Source organism: Sphingomonas sp. DMC8 (assembly GCF_056314185.1).
Genome location: NZ_JBQUYV010000001.1, coordinates 608,627 through 632,506, shown reverse-complemented (window position 1 = coordinate 632,506; position 23,880 = coordinate 608,627). Strand labels below are relative to the sequence as shown.

21 protein-coding genes are annotated in these 23,880 nt (G+C 65.0%); 12 read left to right on the top strand and 9 right to left on the bottom strand.

What is annotated here, in order from left to right:
• Window positions 1–87: 87 nt before the first annotated feature.
• Window positions 88–825 (bottom strand): TlyA family RNA methyltransferase, encoded by a 738-nt coding sequence (locus tag ACT53K_RS03095; protein WP_476227062.1) that lies wholly within the window; start codon window positions 823–825, stop codon window positions 88–90.
• Between the two features lie 124 nt (window positions 826–949).
• On the opposite strand from ACT53K_RS03095, the gene ACT53K_RS03090 reads away from it, so the two are divergent.
• From ACT53K_RS03090 to dxs, 5 genes are all read left to right on the top strand, one after another.
• Window positions 950–1,672, top strand: a complete 723-nt coding sequence (locus ACT53K_RS03090; protein WP_476227061.1) for an RBBP9/YdeN family alpha/beta hydrolase — start codon at window positions 950–952, stop codon at window positions 1,670–1,672.
• Window positions 1,673–1,903: 231 nt separating this feature from the next.
• Window positions 1,904–3,148, top strand: coding sequence for a serine hydrolase domain-containing protein (locus tag ACT53K_RS03085; RefSeq protein ID WP_476227060.1), 1,245 nt, complete (start codon window positions 1,904–1,906; stop codon window positions 3,146–3,148).
• Window positions 3,149–3,237: 89 nt separating this feature from the next.
• Window positions 3,238–3,624, top strand: coding sequence for a MerC domain-containing protein (locus tag ACT53K_RS03080; protein WP_476227059.1), 387 nt, complete (start codon window positions 3,238–3,240; stop codon window positions 3,622–3,624).
• Window positions 3,625–3,706: 82 nt separating this feature from the next.
• Window positions 3,707–4,174, top strand: coding sequence for a Fur family transcriptional regulator (locus ACT53K_RS03075; protein ID WP_476227058.1), 468 nt, complete (start codon window positions 3,707–3,709; stop codon window positions 4,172–4,174).
• 73 nt (window positions 4,175–4,247) lie between these two features.
• Entirely contained in the window at window positions 4,248–6,173 is a 1,926-nt protein-coding gene (gene dxs / locus ACT53K_RS03070; RefSeq protein ID WP_476227057.1) for a 1-deoxy-D-xylulose-5-phosphate synthase, read from the top strand.
• Between the two features lie 42 nt (window positions 6,174–6,215).
• Here dxs and ACT53K_RS03065 read toward each other — a convergent pair whose 3' ends face one another.
• The 3 genes from ACT53K_RS03065 to recO form a co-directional block, all read right to left on the bottom strand.
• Window positions 6,216–7,319 (bottom strand): glycosyltransferase, encoded by a 1,104-nt coding sequence (locus tag ACT53K_RS03065; protein ID WP_476227056.1) that lies wholly within the window; start codon window positions 7,317–7,319, stop codon window positions 6,216–6,218.
• Complete coding sequence (leuB, locus tag ACT53K_RS03060; RefSeq protein WP_476227055.1) at window positions 7,316–8,368, bottom strand: 3-isopropylmalate dehydrogenase; 1,053 nt, start codon at window positions 8,366–8,368, stop codon at window positions 7,316–7,318. The genes ACT53K_RS03065 and leuB overlap by 4 nt, the downstream gene beginning before the upstream one ends.
• A 71-nt stretch (window positions 8,369–8,439) precedes the next feature.
• Window positions 8,440–9,171 (bottom strand): DNA repair protein RecO, encoded by a 732-nt coding sequence (gene recO, locus ACT53K_RS03055; protein ID WP_476227054.1) that lies wholly within the window; start codon window positions 9,169–9,171, stop codon window positions 8,440–8,442.
• Between the two features lie 121 nt (window positions 9,172–9,292).
• On the opposite strand from recO, the gene ACT53K_RS03050 reads away from it, so the two are divergent.
• Window positions 9,293–9,667: a PRC-barrel domain-containing protein gene (locus ACT53K_RS03050; RefSeq protein WP_476227053.1), complete on the top strand. Its 375-nt coding sequence runs from the start codon at window positions 9,293–9,295 to the stop codon at window positions 9,665–9,667.
• Between the two features lie 3 nt (window positions 9,668–9,670).
• Here the strand turns inward: ACT53K_RS03050 and ACT53K_RS03045 are convergent, their stop codons facing one another.
• The 3 genes from ACT53K_RS03045 to ACT53K_RS03035 form a co-directional block, all read right to left on the bottom strand.
• A complete protein-coding gene (locus tag ACT53K_RS03045; protein ID WP_476227052.1) occupies window positions 9,671–10,573 on the bottom strand; it encodes a GNAT family N-acetyltransferase in 903 nt (300 codons plus the stop codon).
• Window positions 10,570–11,523: a polysaccharide deacetylase family protein gene (locus ACT53K_RS03040; protein ID WP_476227051.1), complete on the bottom strand. Its 954-nt coding sequence runs from the start codon at window positions 11,521–11,523 to the stop codon at window positions 10,570–10,572. The genes ACT53K_RS03045 and ACT53K_RS03040 overlap by 4 nt, the downstream gene beginning before the upstream one ends.
• A 96-nt stretch (window positions 11,524–11,619) precedes the next feature.
• Window positions 11,620–14,415 (bottom strand): DUF3857 domain-containing protein, encoded by a 2,796-nt coding sequence (locus ACT53K_RS03035; RefSeq protein WP_476227050.1) that lies wholly within the window; start codon window positions 14,413–14,415, stop codon window positions 11,620–11,622.
• Window positions 14,416–14,605: 190 nt separating this feature from the next.
• Between ACT53K_RS03035 and ACT53K_RS03030 the strand changes: the two genes are divergently transcribed.
• Window positions 14,606–15,493, top strand: coding sequence for a hypothetical protein (locus ACT53K_RS03030; protein WP_476227049.1), 888 nt, complete (start codon window positions 14,606–14,608; stop codon window positions 15,491–15,493).
• On the opposite strand, the gene uvrC is transcribed toward ACT53K_RS03030, so the two are convergent.
• Together uvrC and putA are read right to left on the bottom strand one after the other, a co-directional pair.
• Window positions 15,490–17,412: an excinuclease ABC subunit UvrC gene (uvrC, locus tag ACT53K_RS03025; RefSeq protein ID WP_476227048.1), complete on the bottom strand. Its 1,923-nt coding sequence runs from the start codon at window positions 17,410–17,412 to the stop codon at window positions 15,490–15,492. The two genes, ACT53K_RS03030 and uvrC, sit on opposite strands and share 4 nt — an antisense overlap.
• 87 nt (window positions 17,413–17,499) lie before the next feature.
• Window positions 17,500–20,565 (bottom strand): bifunctional proline dehydrogenase/L-glutamate gamma-semialdehyde dehydrogenase PutA, encoded by a 3,066-nt coding sequence (gene putA, locus ACT53K_RS03020; protein ID WP_476227047.1) that lies wholly within the window; start codon window positions 20,563–20,565, stop codon window positions 17,500–17,502.
• A gap of 121 nt (window positions 20,566–20,686) precedes the next feature.
• On the opposite strand from putA, the gene ACT53K_RS03015 reads away from it, so the two are divergent.
• The 5 genes from ACT53K_RS03015 (at window position 20,687) to ACT53K_RS02995 (ending at window position 23,836) form a co-directional block, all read left to right on the top strand.
• Window positions 20,687–21,118 (top strand): MaoC family dehydratase, encoded by a 432-nt coding sequence (locus ACT53K_RS03015; protein WP_476227279.1) that lies wholly within the window; start codon window positions 20,687–20,689, stop codon window positions 21,116–21,118.
• Window positions 21,119–21,165: 47 nt separating this feature from the next.
• Complete coding sequence (locus ACT53K_RS03010; protein ID WP_476227046.1) at window positions 21,166–22,341, top strand: acetyl-CoA C-acyltransferase; 1,176 nt, start codon at window positions 21,166–21,168, stop codon at window positions 22,339–22,341.
• A gap of 41 nt (window positions 22,342–22,382) precedes the next feature.
• Window positions 22,383–22,874 (top strand): DUF805 domain-containing protein, encoded by a 492-nt coding sequence (locus ACT53K_RS03005; RefSeq protein ID WP_476227045.1) that lies wholly within the window; start codon window positions 22,383–22,385, stop codon window positions 22,872–22,874.
• Window positions 22,875–22,941: 67 nt separating this feature from the next.
• Entirely contained in the window at window positions 22,942–23,436 is a 495-nt protein-coding gene (locus ACT53K_RS03000; protein WP_476227044.1) for a pyridoxamine 5'-phosphate oxidase family protein, read from the top strand.
• Window positions 23,437–23,467: 31 nt separating this feature from the next.
• A complete protein-coding gene (locus ACT53K_RS02995; protein WP_476227043.1) occupies window positions 23,468–23,836 on the top strand; it encodes a YkvA family protein in 369 nt (122 codons plus the stop codon).
• The last annotated feature ends 44 nt before the right edge of the window (window positions 23,837–23,880 follow it).

Sequence of the window (23,880 nt, the reverse complement as noted above, 5' to 3'; positions counted from 1 at the left end):
CAAATTGCCGGCGACCCACATGGATAAGGAAAGAGTAACCGGCCGCAGGCGGGGGTGGCAAGGGCAACCTCTTGCCTTCACAAAGTTTCAGACAGGGCGCTGCGCCGCGACCAGAAACTCCACATTGCCTTCCGGGCCGGTGATCGGACTGGCGACGATGCCTTCCACCCGCCAGTCCTGCCCCGTCAGCCAATCCGCAACGGCATCGCAGACCCGCTGGTGCACCGCCGGATCGCGCACCACCCCGCCCTTGCCCACTTCGTCGCGCCCTGCCTCGAACTGGGGCTTGATCAGCGCCACCAGCCGCGCGCCGGGCCGCGTAAAGCCCAGCGGCACTTCCAATACCTTGGCCAGACCGATGAAGCTGGCATCGCAGACCACCCAATCGATCGGCTCGGGAATATGCGCTTCGGTCAGGATGCGGGCACTGGTCTGTTCGTGGACGACGACACGGGGATCCTGCCGCAATTTCCAGGCGAGCTGGTTGGTGCCGCTGTCGACCGCATAGACTCGCGCCGCGCCCTTGGTCAGCAGCACATCGGTAAAGCCACCGGTCGAGGAGCCGACATCGATCGCCACCGCGCCCGCTACATCCCAGCCGAAATGGTCCAGCGCATGCGCCAGCTTGATCCCGCCGCGCGAAACCCAGGGATGATCGCGCCCGCGTACTTCGATCGCGGCGTCCTCGGCCAGCATCTGGCCGGGCTTGTCGATCTTGCGTTCGCCGGCAAAGGCGAGCCCGGCCATGATCAGCGCCTGCGCACGGGTGCGGCTTTCGGCGAGCCCCCGATCGACGAGCATCTGGTCGGCGCGCTGCTTGGCCATGGCGCCCTTTAGGCGCTGCCAACGGCCCGGCGCAACCGCCCATCGCTCCGCCGCAAGCACATTGCCCACTAATTCAGTAGGAATTATGTAGAGGGTCCGGCCATCCCTCCGGAGGAGTGGATTTATGACCATCTTTTCGCCGATTGATGATCGCTCGCCGATCATTCTTACCGTACCGGGCCTGGGTGGATCAGGCCCCTCTCACTGGCAGACGCTGTGGGAACAATCGCGCCCCGACACCCACCGCGTCGAACTCGGCATGTGGGACACGCCGCATCGCAATGCTTGGGTGACGCGACTCGACCAGGCGATCCGCCAGGCACAGGCCCCGGTGGTGCTGGCAGCACACAGTCTCGGCTGTCTGGCGGTAGCGTGGTGGGCCGAACTGGCCGGCCAGCCCTTCGGCTTTCCGGTCGCCGGTGCGCTGTTGGTGGCGCCCGCCGATGTCGATCGCGACTCGGCACCGGAAGAATTGCGTACCTTCCGGCCGACGCCCACCAAATTGCTGCCCTTTCCCTCGATCGTAGTCGCCAGTTCGGATGATCCATGGATCGGCATCGCTCGGGCGCAGGCGCTGGCCAAGGGCTGGGGCAGTCTGTTCGTCGATGCCGGGCCGCAAGGGCATCTCAACGCTGCCAGCGGTATCGGCTGGTGGGAGGAAGGCCAGATGCTGCTCGACCGGGTACTCGACACCGGCACACAGGGCAGTGGCCGGGTGCGTTCGGCAGCGGAGGCACGCACGCTTTTGGCGGTAAATGCCACCGATGCCGCCCAGTCGCATTATCTCGGCGGGCGCCCCGCCCGTTCGCCGCAGCAGGGAGCAAAATTGACGCATGCCCGTTGGTAACAGCGTATAAATCGACTACATTGATTCCATTGGGCGTGGCCGGGTGACGTACCCTAGAGCGTCATCCGGCCTACGCCCTTTTTTTCCTCCCCTCTTTGCTCGCTGTACCTATCTGAACCTCGATTTTTTTTCGCGGTCCATGACGCTGCGCGGGATTGGCCTGGATCGCTATATGGCATAACACTCTGTCGCACGATGACTCAGTCGAGTCACGGAGTCGGGAGAGGATGAATGCGAAACAAGGCTGCGCGGGCAATCCGCGCCGGATTGCTGGGCTGCGCGCTGGTGGCCGCCCCGATCGTAGCGAAGGCACAGCAGAGCCTGCCGGCGGTACTGGCCGAAGGCCCCCATTCGGATGTTCCGGTCGCCGTGCAAATCGCTCGCTGGCACATGCTGGATGGCGACATCAATGCGCTGACCTTCCACAGCATGGACAGCCTGTTCACGACTCGGACGGTCGCCCATTCCGGCACACCGTGGCAATTGCCGCGTGCCGACCATGCGCTCGATTTCAGCTACGATTTTGGCGGCCAAAGCCATGCGGCGGCCGATTTCGCCGAGCGCACCTACACCAACGCGCTGCTGATCCTGAAGGACGGCCGCATCGTTACGGAACTTTATCGCAACAACACCCGCCCCGACATGCGCTTCATCGGCTGGTCGATGACCAAGTCGATCGTGTCGCTGCTCGTTGGCTGTGCGGTGCAGGAAGGGCGAATCAAGTCGCTCGACGATCCGATCACGGCGTATCTGCCCGAATTGAAGGACGGCGCCTATGCCGGCGTGACGATCCGCCAGATCCTGCAGATGCGCTCCGGAGTCGATTACGAGGAGCGCTACGACTTCCAGCACCCCGGAATGGCCGCGCGCAATCACATCGGCGCGCTGGTCAAGAATGTCGTCCGGTTCGCCGATGCCGCGCGCACGGTACAGCGCGCCCATGCGCCGGGCAGCACCTTCCAGTACAAGACGATCGACACGGCCGTGCTCGGCTGGCTGCTCGAGCGCGTGAGCGGCGGCAGCAACCTTGCTGCCTATATGACGCAGCGACTTTGGGAGCCGCTGGGTGCCGAAGCGGACGGCTTCTTCCTGATGGACGGCCAGCCCGGCGTCGGGCGCGAGTTCAGTGGGGCCGGCTTCAACGCCACGCTGCGCGATTTTGCCCGGCTGGGGCAGATGGTGCTCGACGGCGGCAAGGCCAATGGCCGTCAGATCGTGCCGGCTGACTGGATCGCCACCGCCACGCGCCCGACCGAGCCCGAAAAGGCCGGCGAACTCGGCTATGGCTATCAATGGTGGACGCTGGGCGACGGCACCTTTTCGGCGATCGGGCTGCAGGGACAGTTCATCTTCGTCGATCCGAAGAGCCGGACCGTTGTAGTGAAACTCAGCTATTTCCCGCCCGCGGATGACAGCGCGCCGATGGCGGAAACGGTCGCCTTTCTGAAGGCGGCGTCTGCCTGGACGCCGCGCTGATCCTGCCACTGTAGGGAGGCGCGCGCTGAGCCTCCCGAATTTCAAGATGATATGTTGTACCGTCGATCCGGCAGGTATATATACCCGCTATGTCGCCGAGTATCCCCTGGTCCCGCCTTGTTGCGGGTCTCGATTCGCACTTCGATCGAATCGCGATCGCGATCAGCGGTTTGTGCCTGGTCCATTGCATCGGCACCGCGGTATTGCTGACGGTACTCTCCACGGCAGGCGGCCTGCTCAATCCGCACATTCATGAAGTCGGGCTGATGCTGGCGATCGGCATGGGTATCATCGCGCTGGGCCGCGGGATCGTCTCGCACGGCTATATGGCGCCGGCGGTGGTGGGCGCGTTCGGGCTCGGCATCATGGCCGGCGCCCTCAGCCTGCCGCACGGCGGCTTTGAGATTTTCTGGACGCTGGTGGGTGTCTCACTCGTCGCGCTGGGCCACGATCTCAACCGCCGCGCCACCTATTGATACCGCGGTGCGGGGCCCCGGCCCGGTCCTACGGAAGATGCACGAGCTTGCCGGAACCGGCCACACTGCCTAAATCGCACGCATGGGCGCCCATATGCATCACGATCATCACGAACGTCAGGGCGATGACCTGACCCGCGCTGCTCAGGCGACGCTGGAAAAGGCCGGAGAGCAATGGACGGCGATGCGCGAGCGCGTGTTCGAGGCGCTGGCCGCGTTCGACAAGCCTGCCTCCGCCTATGACATTGCCGAGGCGGTGTCGAAGCTGGAAGGGCGCCGGGTCGCCGCGAACAGCGTCTATCGCATCCTCGACCTGTTCGTCGGCGCCAATCTTGCGCGGCGGGTCGAAAGCGCGAACGCCTATGTCGCCAATGCGCATCCCGATTGCCTGCACGACTGCATCTTTCTGGTGTGCGACAGCTGCGGCCAGACCACGCATATCGACGACGATACGATCACCCGCAACGTGCGCACAGCCGCGCGGAACGCGGGCTTCTCACCGGAGCGTCCGGTGATCGAGGTGCGGGGAAAATGCCACAATTGCGAGTGATTGCACGGCCCCTGCACACCACCTGTACCATTTGACCGTTCGACTTGCGCCCAACACTACGCTAACAAGGCCCATGGCCGATCTACCGCAGACGCCGTTGCTCGACACTGTCGACACGCCCCACGATCTCCGCAAGCTCAAGCCGACTCAGCTGCGCCAGCTGGCGGACGAACTGCGCGCCGAAACCATCAGCGCGGTGGGCACCACCGGCGGCCATCTCGGCTCCGGGCTGGGCGTGGTCGAGCTTACGGTTGCGCTCCACTATGTCTTCAACACCCCCGACGACCGGCTGATCTGGGACGTCGGGCATCAATGCTATCCGCACAAGATCCTTACCGGCCGGCGCGCGCGCATCCGCACGCTGCGCCAGGGCGGCGGCCTGTCGGGCTTCACCAAGCGCAGCGAGAGCGAATATGACCCGTTCGGCGCGGCGCACTCATCCACTTCGATCTCGGCCGCCCTCGGCTTCGCCATCGCCAACAAGCTGAACGAGGCGCCCGGCAAGGCGATCGCGGTAATCGGCGACGGCGCGATGAGCGCGGGCATGGCCTATGAGGCGATGAACAATGCGGAAGCGGCAGGTAATCGCCTGGTCGTGATCCTCAATGACAACGACATGTCGATCGCCCCGCCGGTGGGCGGCCTTTCGGCCTATCTGGCGCGGCTGATTTCCTCGTCCGAATATCTCGGCCTGCGCGAGCTGGCGAAGCGTGTCACCCGCAAGCTGTCGCGCCGGCTGACCGCCGCCGCCGGCAAGGCGGAGGAATTTGCGCGCGGCATGGCGACCGGCGGCACGCTGTTTGAGGAACTCGGCTTCTATTATGTCGGCCCGATCGACGGCCATAATCTCGACCACCTGATCCCTGTGCTCGAAAATGTCCGCGATGCCGAAGAAGGCCCGATCCTCGTCCATGTCGTGACCAAGAAGGGCAAGGGCTATGCCCCGGCCGAAAACGCCGCCGACAAATATCACGGCGTGCAGAAGTTCGACGTCATCACCGGTGCCCAGGCCAAGGCCCCACCGGGGCCGCCCGCCTATACCAAGGTGTTCGCCGACGCGCTGATCGCTGAAGGCGAGCGCGACGCCAGCATCTGCGCGATCACCGCGGCGATGCCGTCGGGCACGGGCCTGGACAAGTTCCAGGCAATGTTTCCCGATCGCACCTTCGACGTCGGCATCGCCGAGCAGCACGCCGTCACCTTCGCCGCTGGTCTGGCGGCGCAGGGGATGCGGCCCTTCTGCGCGATCTATTCCACCTTCCTGCAGCGCGCCTATGATCAGGTGGTCCACGACGTCGCGATCCAGAACCTGCCGGTCCGCTTCGCGATCGACCGCGCCGGGCTGGTCGGGGCCGACGGCGCCACCCATGCCGGCAGCTTCGACGTGACCTATCTCGCCAGCCTGCCCAATTTCGTGGTGATGGCCGCCGCCGACGAGGTCGAGCTGGTCCACATGACCCACACCGCCGCGCTGCACGACAGCGGCCCGATCGCGCTGCGCTATCCGCGCGGCAACGGCATCGGGCTGGAGCTGCCCAAGGTTCCCGAGCGGCTGGAAATCGGCAAGGGCCGCGTGGTGCGCGAGGGCAAGAAGGTCGCGATCCTCTCGCTCGGCACCCGCCTGACCGAAGCACTCAAGGCCGCCGACGCGCTCGACGCCAAGGGCCTGTCGACCACCGTCGCCGACCTGCGCTTCGCCAAGCCGCTCGACGAAGCGCTGATCCGCCGCCTGCTGACCACGCACGAAGTCGCGGTGACGATCGAGGAAGGCTCTATCGGCGGCCTCGGCGCGCATGTGCTGACGCTGGCGAGCGACACCGGCCTGATCGACGCGGGCCTGAAGCTGCGCACCATGCGCCTGCCAGACGTCTTCCAGGATCAGGACAAGCCGGAAAAGCAATATGACGATGCAGGCCTCAACGCCGCGCATATCGTCGAGACGGTGCTGAAGGCGCTGCGCTATAACGAAACCGAATTGGCCGACGGCGCGCGCGCCTGAGAGTGAGGCGCCCCTCCCTTCACAGGGAGGGGCGAATAACCGTCAGTACCGGCCCCAGACGAAGCGCGACGACAACGCGAAATTCCACACTGCGGCCACCGCGATGCCCGCCAGTGCCGACAGGCGCCAGTCGCCATGCTGGACATTGTGCAGGAACGCCGCGAGCCCGACATTGGCCGCTGCCCCCACCGCGCAGACCAGGCAGAAGCTCACCCAACCGCCCAGCAATGCCGCGAATCCGCGCAGCCGCCGCTCGCGATAGGTCAGCGCGTTGTTGAGGAAGAAATTGAACGTCATCGCCACGATCGTCGCGACGATGGTGCCCGTCACGAACGGCTGACCAAGCATGCGGAAGAGCAGGAACAGCACCGACAGGTGTACGGCAGCCCCCACCGCGCCGATCGCCGAGAAAATCGCGAACCGCACCGGCACGACCTTGCCGAACATCCGGTCGTAGAGCGCGATCAGATATTCCATCGCCACGACATGGTCGAGCTTGCTTTCGCCTTCGGTGCGAACCCGGAAGGTATAGGGCAGTTCCAGAAAGCGCAGCGGCTGATGGCTCGCGGTCATGATGTCGAGCAGAATCTTGAAGCCGATCCCAGACAGCCCCGGCACCAGTTCGCGCACAATCGGTGTGCGGACCATGAAGAAGCCGCTCATCGGGTCGGTCAGGTCGGCCTTCAGCACCCGGCGCGACAGGCGCGTCGCGAAGGCCGATTTGGCCACCCGCTCGCGATCCCAGTCACCCGTGCCGCCGCCGCTGCAGAAGCGCGAACCGACGACGATGTCGAGTTCGGCATCGGCCTGCAGCGCATCGAGCATCTTGGGCAGCAGCCTTTCGTCATGCTGCAGATCGCCGTCGATCACGGCCACACAGGGCGCCGCCGTTGCGCACATGCCTTCGATACAGGCCGACGAAAGCCCGCGGCGCCCGATCCGCTGGATCACGCGCACGCGCGGGTCGCGACGGGCGATCTCACGCGCAACCTCCGACGTTCCGTCGGGGCTGTTATCATCGACGAAGATCGCCTCCCAGTTCCGCCCTGCCAATGCCGCGTCGAGTTTCTCGACCAGCAACGGCACATTGGCGCGTTCGTTGAACGTGGGAATGACGACGGCGAGTTCGAGCAGATTTGTGCTCACTGAAGCTCCAGCAACACCGCATCCCCCATCGCGGCGGTTGACAAACTACCTCCCAGATCGGCCGTCCGCGCGCCCTTGGCGAGCGCTGCGGCAACCGCTTTTTCTATGCGCTGCGCCGATGCTTCGTCGGCCAGCGAATGCCGCAGCAACATGGCCGCAGAAAGGATCGCAGCGCAAGGGTTCGCCTTACCCTGTCCGGCAATGTCCGGCGCGCTACCGTGGATCGGCTCGTACATGCCGTTCGCGCCCTGCCAGTCGGCCAGCGAGGCCGAGGGCAGCATGCCGATCGAGCCGGCGCACATGCTCGCCTGATCCGACAGGATGTCGCCGAACAGGTTACCGGTCACGATCACGTCGAACTTGCCCGGCGCGCGCACCAGCTGCATCGCGGCGTTGTCGACATACATATGGGTCAGCTCGACATCGGCATAGTCGGATGCGATGTCGTTCACTACGTCGCGCCACAGTTGCGAGGTTTCCAGCACATTGGCCTTGTCGACCGAGCAGAGCTTCTTGCGGCGGCGGCGCGCCATTTCGAAACCGACGCGAACGATGCGTTCCACTTCGCTCTCATCATAGCTCATGATGTCGAAGCCCTGGCGCAGCCCTTCCAGGTTGGTGCGCCGGCCCTTTTCGCCGAAATAGACATCGCCCGTCAGTTCGCGGACGATGACGATGTCGAGGCCGTTCACGACTTCCGGCTTGAGCGGCGAGGCATCTTCCAGGCCGGGGAACAACGTCGCGGGGCGGATATTGGCGAACAGCCCCAGTTCGCGGCGGATGCCCAGCAGCGCCGCTTCCGGGCGCAGATGCCGTTCCAGAGCCTCGAATCGCGGATCGCCGATTGCGCCGAACAGCACGGCGTTGGCACGCTTGGCCAGCGCCAGCGTTTCCGGCGGCAGCGGGCGCCCCGTCGCGAGATAGGCGGCGCCCCCGACCAGCGCTTCCTCAAACGTCAGGTCGAGGTTGAGTGCTTCGAGCACCCGGCGCGCTTCGCGAGTGACTTCGGGGCCGATCCCGTCACCGGGCAGAACTGCAATCAGCGGCATTCGCATTTCCTTCCGCCTCCCCGCCCTGCGCGAGAGACAATGTGCGGGCCGCTTAGCCGCGAGCGGACCAATTATGCAACTGCCCGCAACAATCGGTTCACCAGCCGTTCGCGCGCGGCGATCAGGTCCGCCCCTTTCCCAATCAGCAGGTCGCGCGCCAGGAAATGCCCCGTGAGCCGCAGACCGGCAACGATTTCAGGCCATTCCGCCGCCCCGCCCAGCGTCAGAAAGGGCGGCAGCGGCAGCAGCCGCGCGGCATAATCCCCTGCCCCCGCCCGGCTAACGGCCATACCGCTCTTGGGGCTGACATAGGCGAGATCCTCGCGCACGCCGGTGACTGCGCATTGCTCCAGATCGAGCCCAAAGCCCAGTTCGGCCAGCAGCAGCAGCTCGTATCGCACCATCGCCACTGCCCAGCCGCGCGCTGCCGGGGCGGCCTCGATCGCCGCCAGCAAACCCTCCAGTGCAGCATGGAGCTGCGGATAGGGCAGCCCCTCGGGCAACGTCGCCGCCGTCAGTGCCGTGCTCCATGCAAGTGCCGCCGCAGGGAGCGGCTCACCGAACAGCGGCGCCCGGCTGTGGAGCAGCTCGACGGTAAGCGCGGCAAGCTGTTCCTCGGTGCGCGCACGCCATTCGCCCAGCACGACATTGGAAGGCTGCAGCACGGGCCGCAGCGCCCGCGATCGGCCACCACGGACATAGCCGGGCTGGACCCCCTCCCGCGCCGTCAGCGCCCGCACGATCGCGCCATGCTCGCCATGGCCACGTACGCTCAAAAGGATGGCTTCGGCGCGAAGATGCATGCGGGGCGATGTAGGCTGCCGGGAGGCGAAGGGAAATGGCGGATGCGCCGGCGCCTCATCGCGCTACCGGAACGACTTCGCCCATCGCGCATTCCCACTCGCACATGCGGAGGAAGCAATCATGTCCGAAACGTCCGAGGATACCAGCCTGCTCGTAACTGCCCGCGTTGAAGGGTTGAAAGTGCGCAGCCGCGACGGGGACAATCTGGGCCAGGTGCAGGCACTGATGGTCGAAAAGGGCAGCGGCCGGACTCTCTATGCCATTCTCAGCCTGGGTGGCTTTCTGGGTATGGGCAAAAGCTATTATCCGCTGCCGTTCGAGGCGCTGGCCTATGATCCGGCAGCGGATGATTATGTCGTGACGATCGACCGCCGCGTGCTGGAAGGCGGGCCGAGCTGGGCCAGCAACCCGCCCGAATTTACCCAGGGCTATGCCGACCGCGTTTCCAGCTATTATGGCTACACCGCCGCACGGATCGATCGCTTGCCCGGTTGAGTCTCAGCCGCGGCGCAGGCGCCGCACCAGCCGCTCGATGCCGAGGCGACGCACGGCCGCCTTGGCAAGCGCGACGCCAGCATCGAACGCCGCCAGCCCCACAATGGCAAGCCGGTTCGACCATGTCGGCCGAAGCAGCAACAGGTCCACGCACGCTACGCCCATGTTCGCCATCTGGCGCTTGTGCTGCCCTTCCCCTTCGGTGAAGTCGAACCAGGCGAAGCGGGCTTCGGCGAACAGGTCGCGCAGCGCCTCGAACTGCAATATTGCGCCGGGCGAAAGCGCCTCGAACGCCGGGTCATGACCGACATGCGCATAGAGCAGCGTGTCGCCTTCGGCCGGACAATAGAGATAGGCGGCCGGCACCCCATCCACATGGAGTAGCCAGGCGCGAACCGAATCCGCCGCCGCGCCGCGCCGCATCGCCTCCAGAAACGCCGGTGTCTCCGGAAGTCCGGCATCGAGCAGACGCTCCTGATAGGTCCGAGCCGAAATCTGCCGGGCGATCGGGTAGAATGTGTCCAGTTCGTCAGGCGTGCGGAAGCAGCGGACATCGGGCGTGCCGAGCTTCTTCGCCTTGCGGCGCAGCCCCTGCCGCGTGTTGGCCGACAGGCCCGAATGCCAGGCGTCGAAGCCTTGCCGAAGATCGACCGCGTAGCGGGTGTAGTACTGCCGCGCAAAGGCGAGCATGCCCCCGGACGCTGCACGCAGCGCCGCCAGCCTCTCGGTGGGCAGCGACGTGACGACATAGCCATGGGCATCCGCCGGCAAGTGCGGCAGCACCGGCAGCGCCCCCGCGCGCGCCTCCGTCCAGGTAAGCGGCACGCGCACCAGCCGCCGCCGCACCGTGAAAAGAGTCCGCGCGCCGATCGCGAATTTCAGCGGCACGCTGCGCGCGACATTCATGCAGCGCGCTCCTCCACCAGATTGGACCAGATCTGTTCCGCCTGACGCAGCCCGGTACGAAGCAGATTGGGGCCCAGCGGCGCGTCCGTCTGATCGAGCGGCAGATCCGGGCGATCCGCGAAATGGGCTGTCGGCAACGCATCGCGCCGCGCCGCCAGCATCGTGCACAGCGCCTCGAACCGGCGGACATGCACGGCATTGGGTCGCGTACCGGCGCGGTTGGCCAGCTCAAAGCCATGGCTGACCACCGTCACCGCTGCGTGGCGCGCGGCGACCGCATGGTCGAGGGCGGCCTTCATCTCGCGCGCCGAGAGCGCGCAGATCTGGAAATGGCGCAGTCCCGCGCCGCTGTCGATCAGCGTGACCGGCACCTCGACGATCCCACGATACAGAACCGGCGCGATCTGCCGCGCCGGCAGGCCGATGGCGCTGGGCCAGGGATGTTCGGAGCCATTGTGGCTCGAATCATATACGAAACCCTGTTCCGCCAGAGCAGTGAGGGTATCGTCGCTCGCCGCATAGGCACCGGAACGAAAGGCGATGGGCTGCGACGCGCCGGCGGCGACCAGCAATTCGGTGGCACCGCGCAGGAGCGCACGCTGCTCCTCCAGATCATAATCGGTCAGCAGGTCGCGATCCGCCCCCTTGCTGCGGCCATCAGGGCAGGCACCGGCCCAGATCGGGTGGAGGTGAAGCTGCACTTCCTGTCCCGCAGACAGGATGGTCTCGACGATCCGTGTTATAGCCCCCAGACCATGCGCCAGCGCCGGCATGGGATCGACGAAGAAGCACGCCTTCAGGCCATGTCGCGCCAGCTGTTCGAGCTGCCACGAAACGCCCACCCCCGCCGGTTCCAGCGAGCGCGCCGCAATGGTCTCCAGGTCGCATCCGGATGCGTGATGCCCCCACATCAGCTCGGTATCGATCGTCAGGAAAACATGAGTTGGCACGCAGGCATTTCTCCGATCCCCCCGCAAGCATGCGGAAGTATTCAGGGGTTGTGCCTGCTGCTTACACCGACCGAAATGAAGAAATTGGAAAGCGCGTCAGGGCTTGATCCCCCAGCGCGCATAATCGCTGTCGATCTCCGGATTCAGCAGCCGCGCATCGTGAAGATCCGCCGCAGCCTCGCTTTTCTTGCCCAGCCGCATTTCCACCACGCCCCGCATATAGCGACTGGCCGAGGAACCAGGGCGCTGATCGATGGCTGCATTAAGGTCGGTCAGCGCGTCGCCGAGCCGGTTCATGCGGAAATAGACCATCGCCCGGCTGTCGAGCGGCACTGCCGTATTCTGACCGCCCAGCTCGATTGCGCGCGTACAGTTCTTCAATGCCTCATCCAGCGCAAAGTTCATCGTCCCGGCGATCCAGCAGCGATTGTTGAGCAGACCGCCATCGTCTGGCCTGTCGGCGAGCGCCTTGTCGAGCGCGGCCAAGGCAGCATCCCCGTCGCCTGCATGCGACAGCACCGTCGCCTTCGCCGAAAGCATCGCCTGAAGATTTTCGCCACCCTCATCGATCTTCGGATCGAGCAACGCCAGCGCGGCGTCCTTCTTGCCCGTATCAGCCATCAACTGGGTAAGGCGGGCAAGCAGTGCTACATTGCCCGGCTCCTGGTCGCGCGCCGCCTGAAGATCGGCAATCGCGCCAGCCTTGTCGCCCAGCGACACCCGCAGGGCAGCCCGCGCGACCAGATATTCGGCACTTGCCTCAATTCCGATCGCCTTGTCGAAATCGGCCACGGCCTGCTTGCGCTCGAAAATCTTCGACAGGAAGCGCGCGCGCGCCGCATAGCGCGCGGCTTCTTCCGGACGTTCGGCGATATAGCTGGCATAGCGTTGCAGCGTCACATCATAGAGATGCGCCTGCTTCGCCGCTTCCACGCCATACCAGGGTCCGGGATAACCGACGTCGGTACGAATGCTGAGCTTCTGGTTGCGCAGCTCGGCAAGCTTTGCGCGCACAGCGGGCAGATCGGCGGCGGCGATCTCCGCCCCGGTCTGCATCTCGTCCCGCTCGATGGTAAGCGCGCCATTCTGCAGTGAAAGCGAAGAGGAGATGTGGCCGCCGGGCTTGTCGATGTCTACTGCCGGCTTGCCGTCGATGGCAAAGCTTTTGCCCGCGCCGGGCAATAGTTCGACAATTTTGGTCGCAACCCGTCCAGCATCGCCGGTGGCGATCGGCACGTCCTTCCAGATCGTGCGCGAACGGTCAGGCAACTTTATGCCATCCGCTTGTACGAAGTCATTATAGTAGCGGCGCTCGCGATATTGCCACCGTGGGGTTGCGATACCGCTGATGCTGATCGTTGCCGTGCCCGCTTTGTCGTCGAACGCGATGTCGCCTGCCGTCAGCAGCGTGTCGCGTTCTCCAGCGGAGAGGGCGAACTGGCGGAAAGCTTTGCGCAGCGTCTCCTTGTCGGCGTTCGCCGCATAGGCTTTCCAGACACCTACCGCAGCACCGCGCAAAACGACGGTCGTGTCGAACGGTGCCGGAATGTCCAGCCCGCCTCGCACATCGGCGCGCGAAGTGAGAATCAGCTGCGGTCGCGCGGGCGCCCGGTTCGGGGACGCAAGCAACTGCGCGCCCTCTGCCCGCAGCGGCAACACCCAGCGATAAGAGGGCACATCGCCCAGATCTTCATATTGCGTACCGGTTGCGGTGCCTTCCAGCCACAGTTGCTCGCTGCCAACCTTGGCCAGCACGAACACATGGTTAAACGCACCCGCCGAAGGCAGCCGCGCCGCGACCAGATCGCCCTGCCCCAGATTGGCCAAGGCCGGCTCCGCCTCGATCCCCAATTCGTGCAGGATGGCGAGCAACAGCAGCGTCTTCGCCTTGCAGTCGCCATAGCGCAGCGACCAGGTATCCGCGGGCTTCTGCGGCACATAATTGCCGTTATTCATGCCGTTGAGCAGATAACGGACCTTTTCCTGCACCAGCGCGAGTGCCGCTGCGACGCGGTGGCGCGGGTCCTTTTCCGCTGCGGCGATCCTGGCGACTTCGGCTGCGAGCGGGCTGCCGGGGGCGATCAACCCGTCGGTGCGGTAGAGCGGCGCCATCACCTTCGATAACGCAGCCCAGTCGGCGAAGGTGGATGCCTCGACCAGCGGCGGACGCGTGAACCGGCCGGGCGCGTCGGGGGCGGCGTCGGGCTGGCGCGCCAGCGGCTGGTTGAACACCGCCTCGTGCCAGCCACCATTGTCGCTTTCGGCGGGCGTGGCGCCGACCGGATAGGCTTTCCAGTGGACTGCCGCGCCGGTCGGCCAAAGCAGCCGCGTGCGGGCGAAGCCCACCTTGACCGGTTGCGAAACCAGCGGCCCCCGCGCCTCGGCATTGCCCCCCAGCGTCGGATCCTTGACCGTTATCGAGGCGCGGACATCGAGCACGTCGCCAACCCGCAGCCCCTCCACCGCCAGCGTGGCGGTCAGGGTGCCGTCGAGCATCATGTTCTCCAGCCCCTGCTCGCGCCGCAGAACGGTGAACGTCTTGCCCTTCAGCGCATCGATCCGCGCGCCGTCGCGCAGAATGTCGACGCTGTGCACGATCAGATCGCCATGTGCCGGGTTCCAGCTAAGCGTGATCGTCCCTGCCTTGGACAGGGCATCGAGCGAGGTCGGGCGCACCGCCTGCTCGAAATAGGACCAGCTAGCGCCATCGCTGATCCGCGACTGGCTGTCATAGACCAGCATTGCGGGCGAATCGCCGGTCAGTGTCTTGGTGTCGGGGGTCGGCGCCAGCTTCACCCAATTCGGCACCGGCTGATACAGCGGCTTGTCCCCCGCATGAGCAATCCCCGCCGTGGAAAGCAACACGGCAACCAACGCACTACGCCTGACCATCAACCCATCCCCACGCTGTAATGGCACAGAGCTTAGTCAGTTTCCGCAGTTGCTCAAGCAGCGAGTATCCATCGAGATACTTTAGAGCTCATCCCGGATGCTTCCACTTCAAAGCACGACGTCCATTCATGTTATATTCACAAAAACCCCGGGAAGCTTCCAACCCGAGGTATCTCGTCAGGGGGCACGCATGAACAGGACGATCAGAATATTTGTGACGCTAATCGGTAGCGTCTCGTTTACAACTTTCGGAACCTTAACGGCATTTGCTCAGGACAATGACATAAAGCCGCAAGAAGAAAAAGAAAACGTTGTTATTGATGGAAAAAACATAAATATAAAAAATTTTTCTACACAAGTTTCCACCAATACTCCTAATGGGCAAAACATCTCAAGCAAAGGAGCCCTATCGAATGCAGAGATGTTCATCCGCTGCTCGCACGCATTTCGCTCGCAATTGCTTAAAGACGTTGTAGATGGAAAGCCCAATCACCCGAATAGTCAATGGGCGCTCCACCAGATTATTATATCTCATAGCGCCTGCTACAAAGGACTCCCAACTACGAACGCAAGCGGTGGTGCATATTACGGCGAATGCCATCCAGAGATTGTAATGTCAGGCGTCGCTATATGCCGGGCCTTTTATGATCGCGGAGCATTATATGAATATGCTTTAACACGGTTCGCACCCGATCTGACGCTTTCTCGCTCCGAGATGATCGACCCCGCAGTCAGACTTCGCTTTGCGCAACGCGAAATTCCTCGCAGCGCAACTCGCACATCGATTGATAGAAGGTACTTCGACGTTGCGTCTTGCCTCGTCCAACTAGCGCCGGACATCTCGGTCCGCTTCATCCACGCTGAATCAGGATCGGAAAAGGAGAGCTATTTGCGCTCGATCCTGTTCGGTACCTCACCCTCATGCGTCGGGCACGCGAAGAAAGTCACCGTCGATCCCGTCCAGTTCCGACTTTACATGATGGAAGCAGTGTACGGTTGGGCGGTTGCCACCAAGGGCGTCACGTCCCTTGTATCAGATTTGCCCGAGCGACCGGAGTCCGTCACGCCGCAGAACTAACGCGCATGATAAAAATCATAGACCTGCTGCGCCACCGCCGCGGACACGCCCGGCGCGCGCTGCAGGTCTTCCAGGCTGGCGTTGCGTACCGCCCGGGCCGTGCCGAAATGCATCAGTAGCGCCTTCTTCCGGGCCGGGCCGATGCCGGGCACTTCGTCGAGCGGGCTTGCACCGATCGCCTTGGCGCGCTTCTCGCGGTGCGCGCCGATCACGAAACGGTGAACTTCGTCGCGCAGCCGCTGGAGATAGAATAGCAAGGGCGAATTGACCGGCAGCATTCGCTCGGTCCCGTCCATCAAATGGAAGACTTCTCGGCCATCCCTGCCATGGTGCGGCCCCTTGGCGACGCCGACCATGCAGACATCCTCGATACCCAGTTCCTCGAGCACCGCCTTCGCCGCATTGAGTTGGCCGCGCCCGCCGTCGAGCAGCACCAGATCGGGCCAGTCGCCCTGCGCCCGGTCCGGGTCCTCGTCCTGCGCACGGGCGAAGCGGCGGCTGAGCACCTCGCGCATCATGCCGTAATCGTCGCCGGCGATCGTTTCCGGCCGCTTGATGTTGAACTTGCGATACTGGCTTTTGCGGAACCCCTCCGACCCGGCGACCACCATCGCGCCAACGGCATTGGTGCCCTGGATATGGCTGTTGTCGTACACCTCGATGCGGGTCGGCGGCTCGGGCAGGTCGAACAGATCGGCCATCTCGCGGAGCAGCTTGGCCTGTGTCGTGCTTTCCGCCAGCCGCCGGTCGAGCGCCTCTTCGGCATTGCGCTTTGCCTGGTCGAGCAGCCGCCGCCTGGTGCCCCGTTGGGGCACCGACAGCGCCACCTTATGCCCGGCGCGTTCGCCCATTGCTTCGGCCAGCAGCTCGGCCTCGGGCAGGTCGCGGTCGACGAAGACGTTCTTGGCGGGCGGCACATCTTCATAGAATTGCATCAGGAAGGCGGCGAGCACTTCGTCCTCCGGCACCTCCTGTGTGTGCGTCGGGAAAAAACTGCGATGCCCCCAGTTCTGCCCACCGCGAATGAAGAATGCCTCGATCCCGATGACGCCCGACTTGCAGGCGAGCGCGAAGATATCGGCATCGCCCACGCCCTCGGCGTTGATCGCCTGACTGCCCTGAATGAAGGTCAAGGCCTTCAGCCGATCGCGCAGGATCGCCGCCAGCTCAAAGTCGAGCGCCTCCGCCGCTGTCTGCATCTGCTCGCCCAGCTTGGCCTGTACCTGGGTCGACTTGCCCTGCAGGAAGTCGCGCGCATCATCGACCAGTTCGGCATAGGCCTCGGGTTCAATCCGCCCCACGCAGGGCGCCGAGCAGCGGCGGATCTGGTAGAGCAGGCACGGCCGGTCGCGGCTGGCGAAGAAGCCGTCGGTGCAGCTCCGAAGCAGGAAAAGCTTCTGCAAGGCATTGAGCGTCTGGCGCACCTGCCCCGCGCCCGCGAACGGTCCGAAATAATCGCCCTTGAACCGCCGCGCGCCGCGATGGAGCTGGATGCGGGCATAGTCATGGTCGCGCCGCAACAGGATGAACGGGAAAGATTTGTCATCGCGCAACAGCACGTTGTACGGCGGGCGGTAGCGCTTGATCAGCTGCGCTTCGAGCAGCAGCGCTTCTGCCTCGTTGTTGGTCGTGACGATCGTCATCGACCGCGTCTGCGCCACCATCCGCTGCAGCCGCTTCGACAGCCGCTGAACCTGGGTATAGTTTGTCACCCGGTTTTTCAGCGCCCGCGCCTTGCCAACATAGAGCACGTCGCCCCGCGCATCCTGCATCCGGTATACGCCGGGCCGGGCGGGTAGCGTTTGCAACACGTTACGGATCGCCGCGACCCCCGCCTCCAGATCGGGAGCGTCGGCGCCGCGCACCGCATAGGTCGCCTTTTCCTCGTTGAAACGGTCGGGGGAATTGGGTTCGTTCATTGCCGCCGATGTAGGCGCGCGGGCGCGCGATTGCCAAGCGATCGCGGGGACAGGGAGCGCGGCAGCCGCCGGCGCTCCCCTACCGCCTCAAATACCGCCTTCATCCAGGCTGAGCAGCGTCGCGTTGCCGCCGGCGCTGGTGGTATCAACCGACACCGCCCGCTCTGCGCAGAAGCGGTGGAGATAATGCGGCCCGCCCGCCTTCGGCCCTGTGCCCGACAGCCCCTCGCCGCCGAACGGCTGCGAGCCCACCACCGCACCGATCATCGATCGGTTGATATACAGGTTGCCGACCCGCGCCTCCGCCTCGACCAGTTCGGCCGAGCGGGCGATGCGGCTGTGCAGCCCCATGGTGAGGCCGAAGCCCTTGGCGTTCACCCGCGCCACCGTTTCGGCGAGCGTGCCGGCCTTCCAGGTGGCCACATGCAGGATCGGGCCGAACCATTCGCGCGTCAGGTCTTCCGGCCGATCGAGCCGGATCATCGTCGGCGGCACGAACAGGCCGGTGGCAGGCGCCGGTACGGTCTTCAGCCACTGGCCCTTCATGCTCTCGCGATAGGCCATCAGCTTGTCATAGGCAGCCTGATCGATCACCGGGCCGACATCGGTGCGCGGATCGCCGGGATCGCCCAGCACCAGCAGGTCCATCGCGCCGCGCAGCATCTCGATCACACCCTCGGCGATCTCCTCCTGCAGCAGCAGCAGGCGCAGCGCCGAGCAGCGCTGGCCGGCCGAGCGGAAGGACGAGGTGAGCACGTCCGCCACCACCTGTTCGGGCAGCGCAGTCGAATCGACGATCATCGCGTTGATGCCGCCGGTCTCGGCGATCAGCGGGACGAGCGGGCGGTCGTCACCTTCCAACAGCGCAGCCGCGATTTTCTTCGCGGTCGGCGTGGAGCCGGTAAAGGCGACGCCGGCGATGCGCGGGTCGGCCGTGAGCGCCGCGCCCACCTCAGGCCCGCCGGTCACCAGCTGCAGCACATCCGCCGGCACACCCGCCTGAATCGCGAGCCGCACGGCGGCGCGGGCGATTTCCGGCGTCTGCGGCGCGGGCTTGGCGACCACGGCGTTGCCCGCCACCAAAGCCGCGACGGTCTGGCCGAGGAAGATCGCCAGCGGGAAGTTCCATGGCGCAATCGTCACCCACACGCCGCGCCCTTCCATGCGCAGCTCGTTGCGCTCGCCCGTCGGCCCGGGCAGCGCGATGGGTGCCAGACCCGTGCGCGCCTGCATCGCATAATAACGGCAGAAATCGGCGGCTTCGCGGACTTCGCCCAGTGCGTCGGGGATGGTCTTGAAGGCTTCCTTCACCGCGAGCGCCATCAGTTCGATGCGGTTCTCCTCCAGCAAGTCGGCGAGGCGCTCGAGGATCGCGGCGCGGGTGGCCACAGGGGTGGCGGACCATGCCGGGAAGGCGGCCGAGGCGCGGTCGATGGCGGACCTTACCTCCCCGTCTGAGCCCCCCTTCCGCTTGCGGGAGGGGTCGGGGGAGGGGATGGCTGCAGCCTCGTCCGCTCTCGCCACGTCAGCCCCTCCCCTAGCCCCTCCCGCGAGCGGGAGGGGAACGTTCGGGACGGGCCGGGCAGCGATCGCCGCCGCCGTCTCCGCCAACACCGTCCGTTCGGCGAGATCGATCCCGCCCGAATTCTTCCACGCACCGAACAGCTCCACCGGCAGCGGAATGCTCGGATGCCGCGTACCGCCCACCGCCGCGATCTTCTCCACCGGATCGGCGAGCAGTTCTTCCTCGCTCAGATGCTCGTCGGCCAACTGATGCACGAAGCTGGAGTTCGCGCCATTCTCCAGCAGGCGGCGGACGAGATACGCCAGCAGGTCGCGGTGCCCGCCGACGGGCGCATAAATGCGGCAGTGATAGCCTTCCTCGTTGACCAGCCGCTCGTACAGCCCCTCGCCCATGCCGTGCAGGCGCTGGAACTCGAAGTCGCGCGAATCGCCCGCCCAGTCGAGGATCGTCGCCACCGTCAGCGCATTATGGCTGGCGAAGGCAGGCACGATGTTTTTCGCCGCCAGCATGTCGCGGGCGCAGGCGAGGTACGACACGTCGGTCGCGGCCTTGCGGGTGAACAGGGGATAGTCGGACAGCCCCTCTACCTGGGTGCGCTTGATTTCGCTGTCCCAATAGGCGCCCTTGACCAGCCGCACATGCATCGGCCGCCCCAGATCGTCTGCCCAGCCAATGACAGCACGGGCGCGTTTGCCATAGGCCTGCACTGCCATGCCGAAGCCGGTCCAGCCGCGCAGCTCCGGCCGGCGCGCGACCGATCCGATGATGTCGAGGCTCATCTCCAGCCGCTCGCTCTCTTCGGCGTCGACAGTCAGCGGAATGCCCTGCGCCGCCGATTCGGAGGCGAGTTGCGCCAGCATATCGGTCAGCTCCGGCACGCAGCGATCATATTGCGCCACTTCATAGCGCGGGTGGAGCGCCGAGAGCTTCACCGAAATCGAATGCCCCGCCTTGGGATCGCGCCCCACTGCCCGGATCGCCTCGAAATAGGCCTGGAAATAGCGTTCGGCATCGGCCTGGGTGCGGGCGGCCTCGCCCAGCATGTCGAAGCTGGCGGTGAAGCCCTTGTTCTCGGGCTTCTTCATCCGCTTCATCGCTTCGTCGATGGCGCGGCCCATCACGAAAACTTCGCCCATCATCTTCATCGCGGCGCCCACCGCCTGGCGCACGAAGGGCTCACCGGCCCGCGAGATCAGGCGGCGCAGCACGCCGGTCTTTTCGTCCCCCACCAGCGCGCGGCCGAGCATCAGGCCCCAGGTCGCCGAATTGACCAGCATCGAGTTCGACTTGCCCGAATGCGCCTTCCAGTCGGCATCGCCGATCTTGTCGGCGATCAGCAGGTCGGCGGTTTCCGGGTCGGGGACGCGCAGGAACGCCTCGGCCAGGCTGAGCAGCGCCACGCCCTCGGACGAGTTCAGCCGATATTCCTGCAGAAACTGGTTCACCCAGCCGCGATTTTGCGCCGCGCGCAGATCCGCCAGCAACGCCAGGGCATGATCCATCACCCCCTCGCGCGACTCAGGGGTGAGTCGAGCGCGCTCCAACAGCGGTTTTAGAACATCGGGTTCGGCAGCTCGGTGCAGTTTTGCCAGCAATTCGCGGTAGGAGGACGTTACGTCAGTCGACATTTTCCAATTTCCGGTCGGTCAAGGCTTGCGGGAAACCCCTTCGCCTCACTAGATGATGGCCGCCTATGAAAGATAATTACGTGAGAGGATAGCCTTGGCAGCAACCGTGACACCGCAGCAGATGGCCGGGATGATCGGCACCGAGCGCGTGTCCGATTGGGTCGAGGTGACTCAGGCGATGATCGATCAGTTCGCGCAGGCGACGGATGATCACCAGTTCATCCATGTCGATCCGGTGCGCGCCGCGGAAACGCCCTTCGGCGGCACGATCGCCCATGGCTTCCTGTCGCTGTCCCTGATGCCGATGCTGGCGGCCCGTACCGATACCCCCCGGATCGAGGGCGCGCGGATGGGCGTGAACTATGGCGGCAACAAGGTTCGGTTCCTGACGCCAGTGCGCTCCGGCAAGCGCGTCCGCGGCAGGTTCACGCTGCTCAAGTTTTTCGAGCGTCATCCCGGCGCCTGGGAACAGGTGCAGGAATATGTCCTCGAGATCGAGGGCGAGGAGAAGCCCGCGCTGATCGCCGAGTGGATCGGGCTGGTTTACACATGAATTCCCCTCCCGCAGGCGGGAGGGGAGCGAAGAAGGAAGGACAGGAAATGCGCTCCGCAGTCATCGTTTCGACCGCCCGCACGGGCATCGGCCGCGCCTATCGCGGTGCGTTCAACGCCACGCCGGCGCCGACCCTCGGCAGCCATGCGATCAAGGCCGCGATCGAGCGTGCCGGAATCGAACCCGGCCAGGTCGACGACGTGGTGTTCGGCGCCGCACTCCAGCAGGGCAGCCAGGCGCCCAATATCGCCCGTCTAGCGCTGCTCCGCGCCGGGCTGCCGGTGGAAGTGCCGGGCATGTCGATCGACCGCCAGTGCGCCTCGGGCCTGATGGCGATTGCGACGGCCGCCAAGCAGATCGTCGTCGACAACATGGACATCGCGCTGGGCGGTGGCCTGGAATCGATCAGCATCGTGCAGACTCCGGCGATGCGCGTCGAACCCGATCGCGAGCTGATCGCGATGCACAACGACACCTATATGCCGATGCTCCAGACCGCCGAAGTGGTCGCCGCGCGCTATGGCATCGGCCGCGATGTGTGCGATGCCTATGCCCTCCAATCGCAACAGCGCACCGCGGCCGCGCAGGCCGCAGGCAAGTTCGATCAGGAAATCGTGCCCGTCACGGCGACGATGAATGTCGTGAACAAGGAGACCAAGGAAGTCTCGCAGAAGGAAATCACGCTTGCCAAGGACGAGGGCAACCGCCCCGAGACGACGCTGGAAGGCCTGCAGGCGCTGCAGCCGGTAGTGCCGAACGGCACCGTCACTGCGGGTAATGCCAGCCAGCTTTCGGACGGCTCCTCCGCTGCGGTGCTGATGGAGGAGAAGGTCGCCGAGAAGCGTGGCCTCACGCCGCTCGGCCGCTATGTCGGCATGGCGGTAGCGGGCACCAAACCCGACGAAATGGGCATCGGCCCGGTCTATGCCATCCCGAAGCTGCTCGAACGCTTCAACCTGAAGATGGACGATATCGGCCTGTGGGAGCTGAACGAAGCCTTCGCGGTGCAGGTGCTCTATTGCCGCGACAAGCTCGGCATTCCGAATGAACTGCTCAACGTGAACGGCGGCGCGATCTCGATTGGCCATCCCTATGGCATGTCGGGCGCGCGGATGACCGGCCACGCACTGATCGAGGGCAAGCGGCGCGGCGCGAAATATGTTGTCGTGACGATGTGCATCGGCGGCGGCATGGGCGCGGCGGGGCTGTTCGAAGTCCTCTAAGGGGTTGACCGGAGGGTGCCGGGCGCGGCACCCTCCCTTCCATGACGGCTGCCACTTATCGCGATGGCGTTTCGCTGCGGACCGGGCTCCGTGCCATCGCCCGGACTTTCGTGTTGCACGGACGCGCGACGCGGAGCGAATTGACCAGCGCGCTGATCCTGATCGTGATCGCCGAAGGGCTGCTGTTCCTGCTCATCCACCTCTTCCATCCGCCCACCGCGCTCGGGGTAACGACCTTCTGGCGTCGCGTGGCGGTGGAGCAGAGCCTGATGCTGGTGCTGATGCTGCCGATGATCGGCCTGATCTTCCGCCGGTCCCATGATGCAGGTCTGCCCGGCTGGCCGGGGTTGCTGATTGGAGCGCTCGCCATCGCCGGCCAGATCGAACAGGTTAAGGCCGCGCTGGGCGTATATCCCGGTCTGCCGGCGCTGGCGCTGATCGGCGAAGGCTGCGCGCTCATCCTCTTGGTCGCGCTCTACTGGAGTCCGGTGATCGGGCCCAATCGCTACGGTCCGGACCCCCGCGCCAGCTGACGGCCACGGGGGAACGCCGGACCGGCCCTGCACGTTACCCGGAACAAGAAACTCCGGGAGACCCATCATGGCCGACACTGCCGAACTGAAACAGCATTTCTGGGACAAGCTCAGCGGGAGCCCGTTCCTGATGGTCGGGTTGCAGGATGGCCAGCACAGCGAACCGCTGACGGCCCAGCTCGACAAGGATCAGGTCGACACGCTGTACTTCTTCATCGGCAAGGACAATCGGATGGCCGCCGGCGGGAAGGCGATGGCGCAGTTCGTCGCCAAGGGACATGATTTCTTCGCCTGCCTGGCGGGTACAGCCCGCATCGACAACGACTTCGCCATGATCGACAAGCTTTGGAACAAGCAGGCTGAGGCCTGGTTTCCCGGCGGCAAAAGCGATTCGAATCTCGCCCTGCTGCGTTTCGATATCGACAATGCCGAATTCTGGGAAAGCGATTTGTCGATCGCGGGCCGCGTGAAGATGCTGTTCGGCGGCACCATACGATCCGACGAGACGGGCAGCCACGCGCAAGTGCAAACCACTGCAGAATCCGCGCCCTCGGGCAATTGACCCGCGGCGCCGGGCGCGCGAAGCAGGCGCCATGGGACCATCGCTTGCTCACCGCGTCCGCACCGAGGCGCATGCCGTCTGGCTGGCCATCCGCGATCCGCGAACGCCCTGGCCGGCGCGCGCCGTGGGGCTGCTGGTTGCCGCCTATGCGCTGTCGCCGATCGACCTGATACCCGACTTCATTCCCGTATTGGGCCTGGTGGACGACGCGATTCTGATTCCGCTGGGAATCTGGCTGTTCGAACGGCTGGTGCCCCCGGAGCAGTTTGCAGAACATCGCATCGCGGCGGAGCGTGCCACTCAGCGACCGGTGAGCTGGGGCGGTATCCTGATCATCGTAGCGATCTGGGGACTGCTTGCCGTGCTGGCGTGGAACTGGCTGGTGACCAAGTTCGATTGATTTCGCGGGACCGCCATGGACTGCCTCCTCGCTTCCCGCCCCGT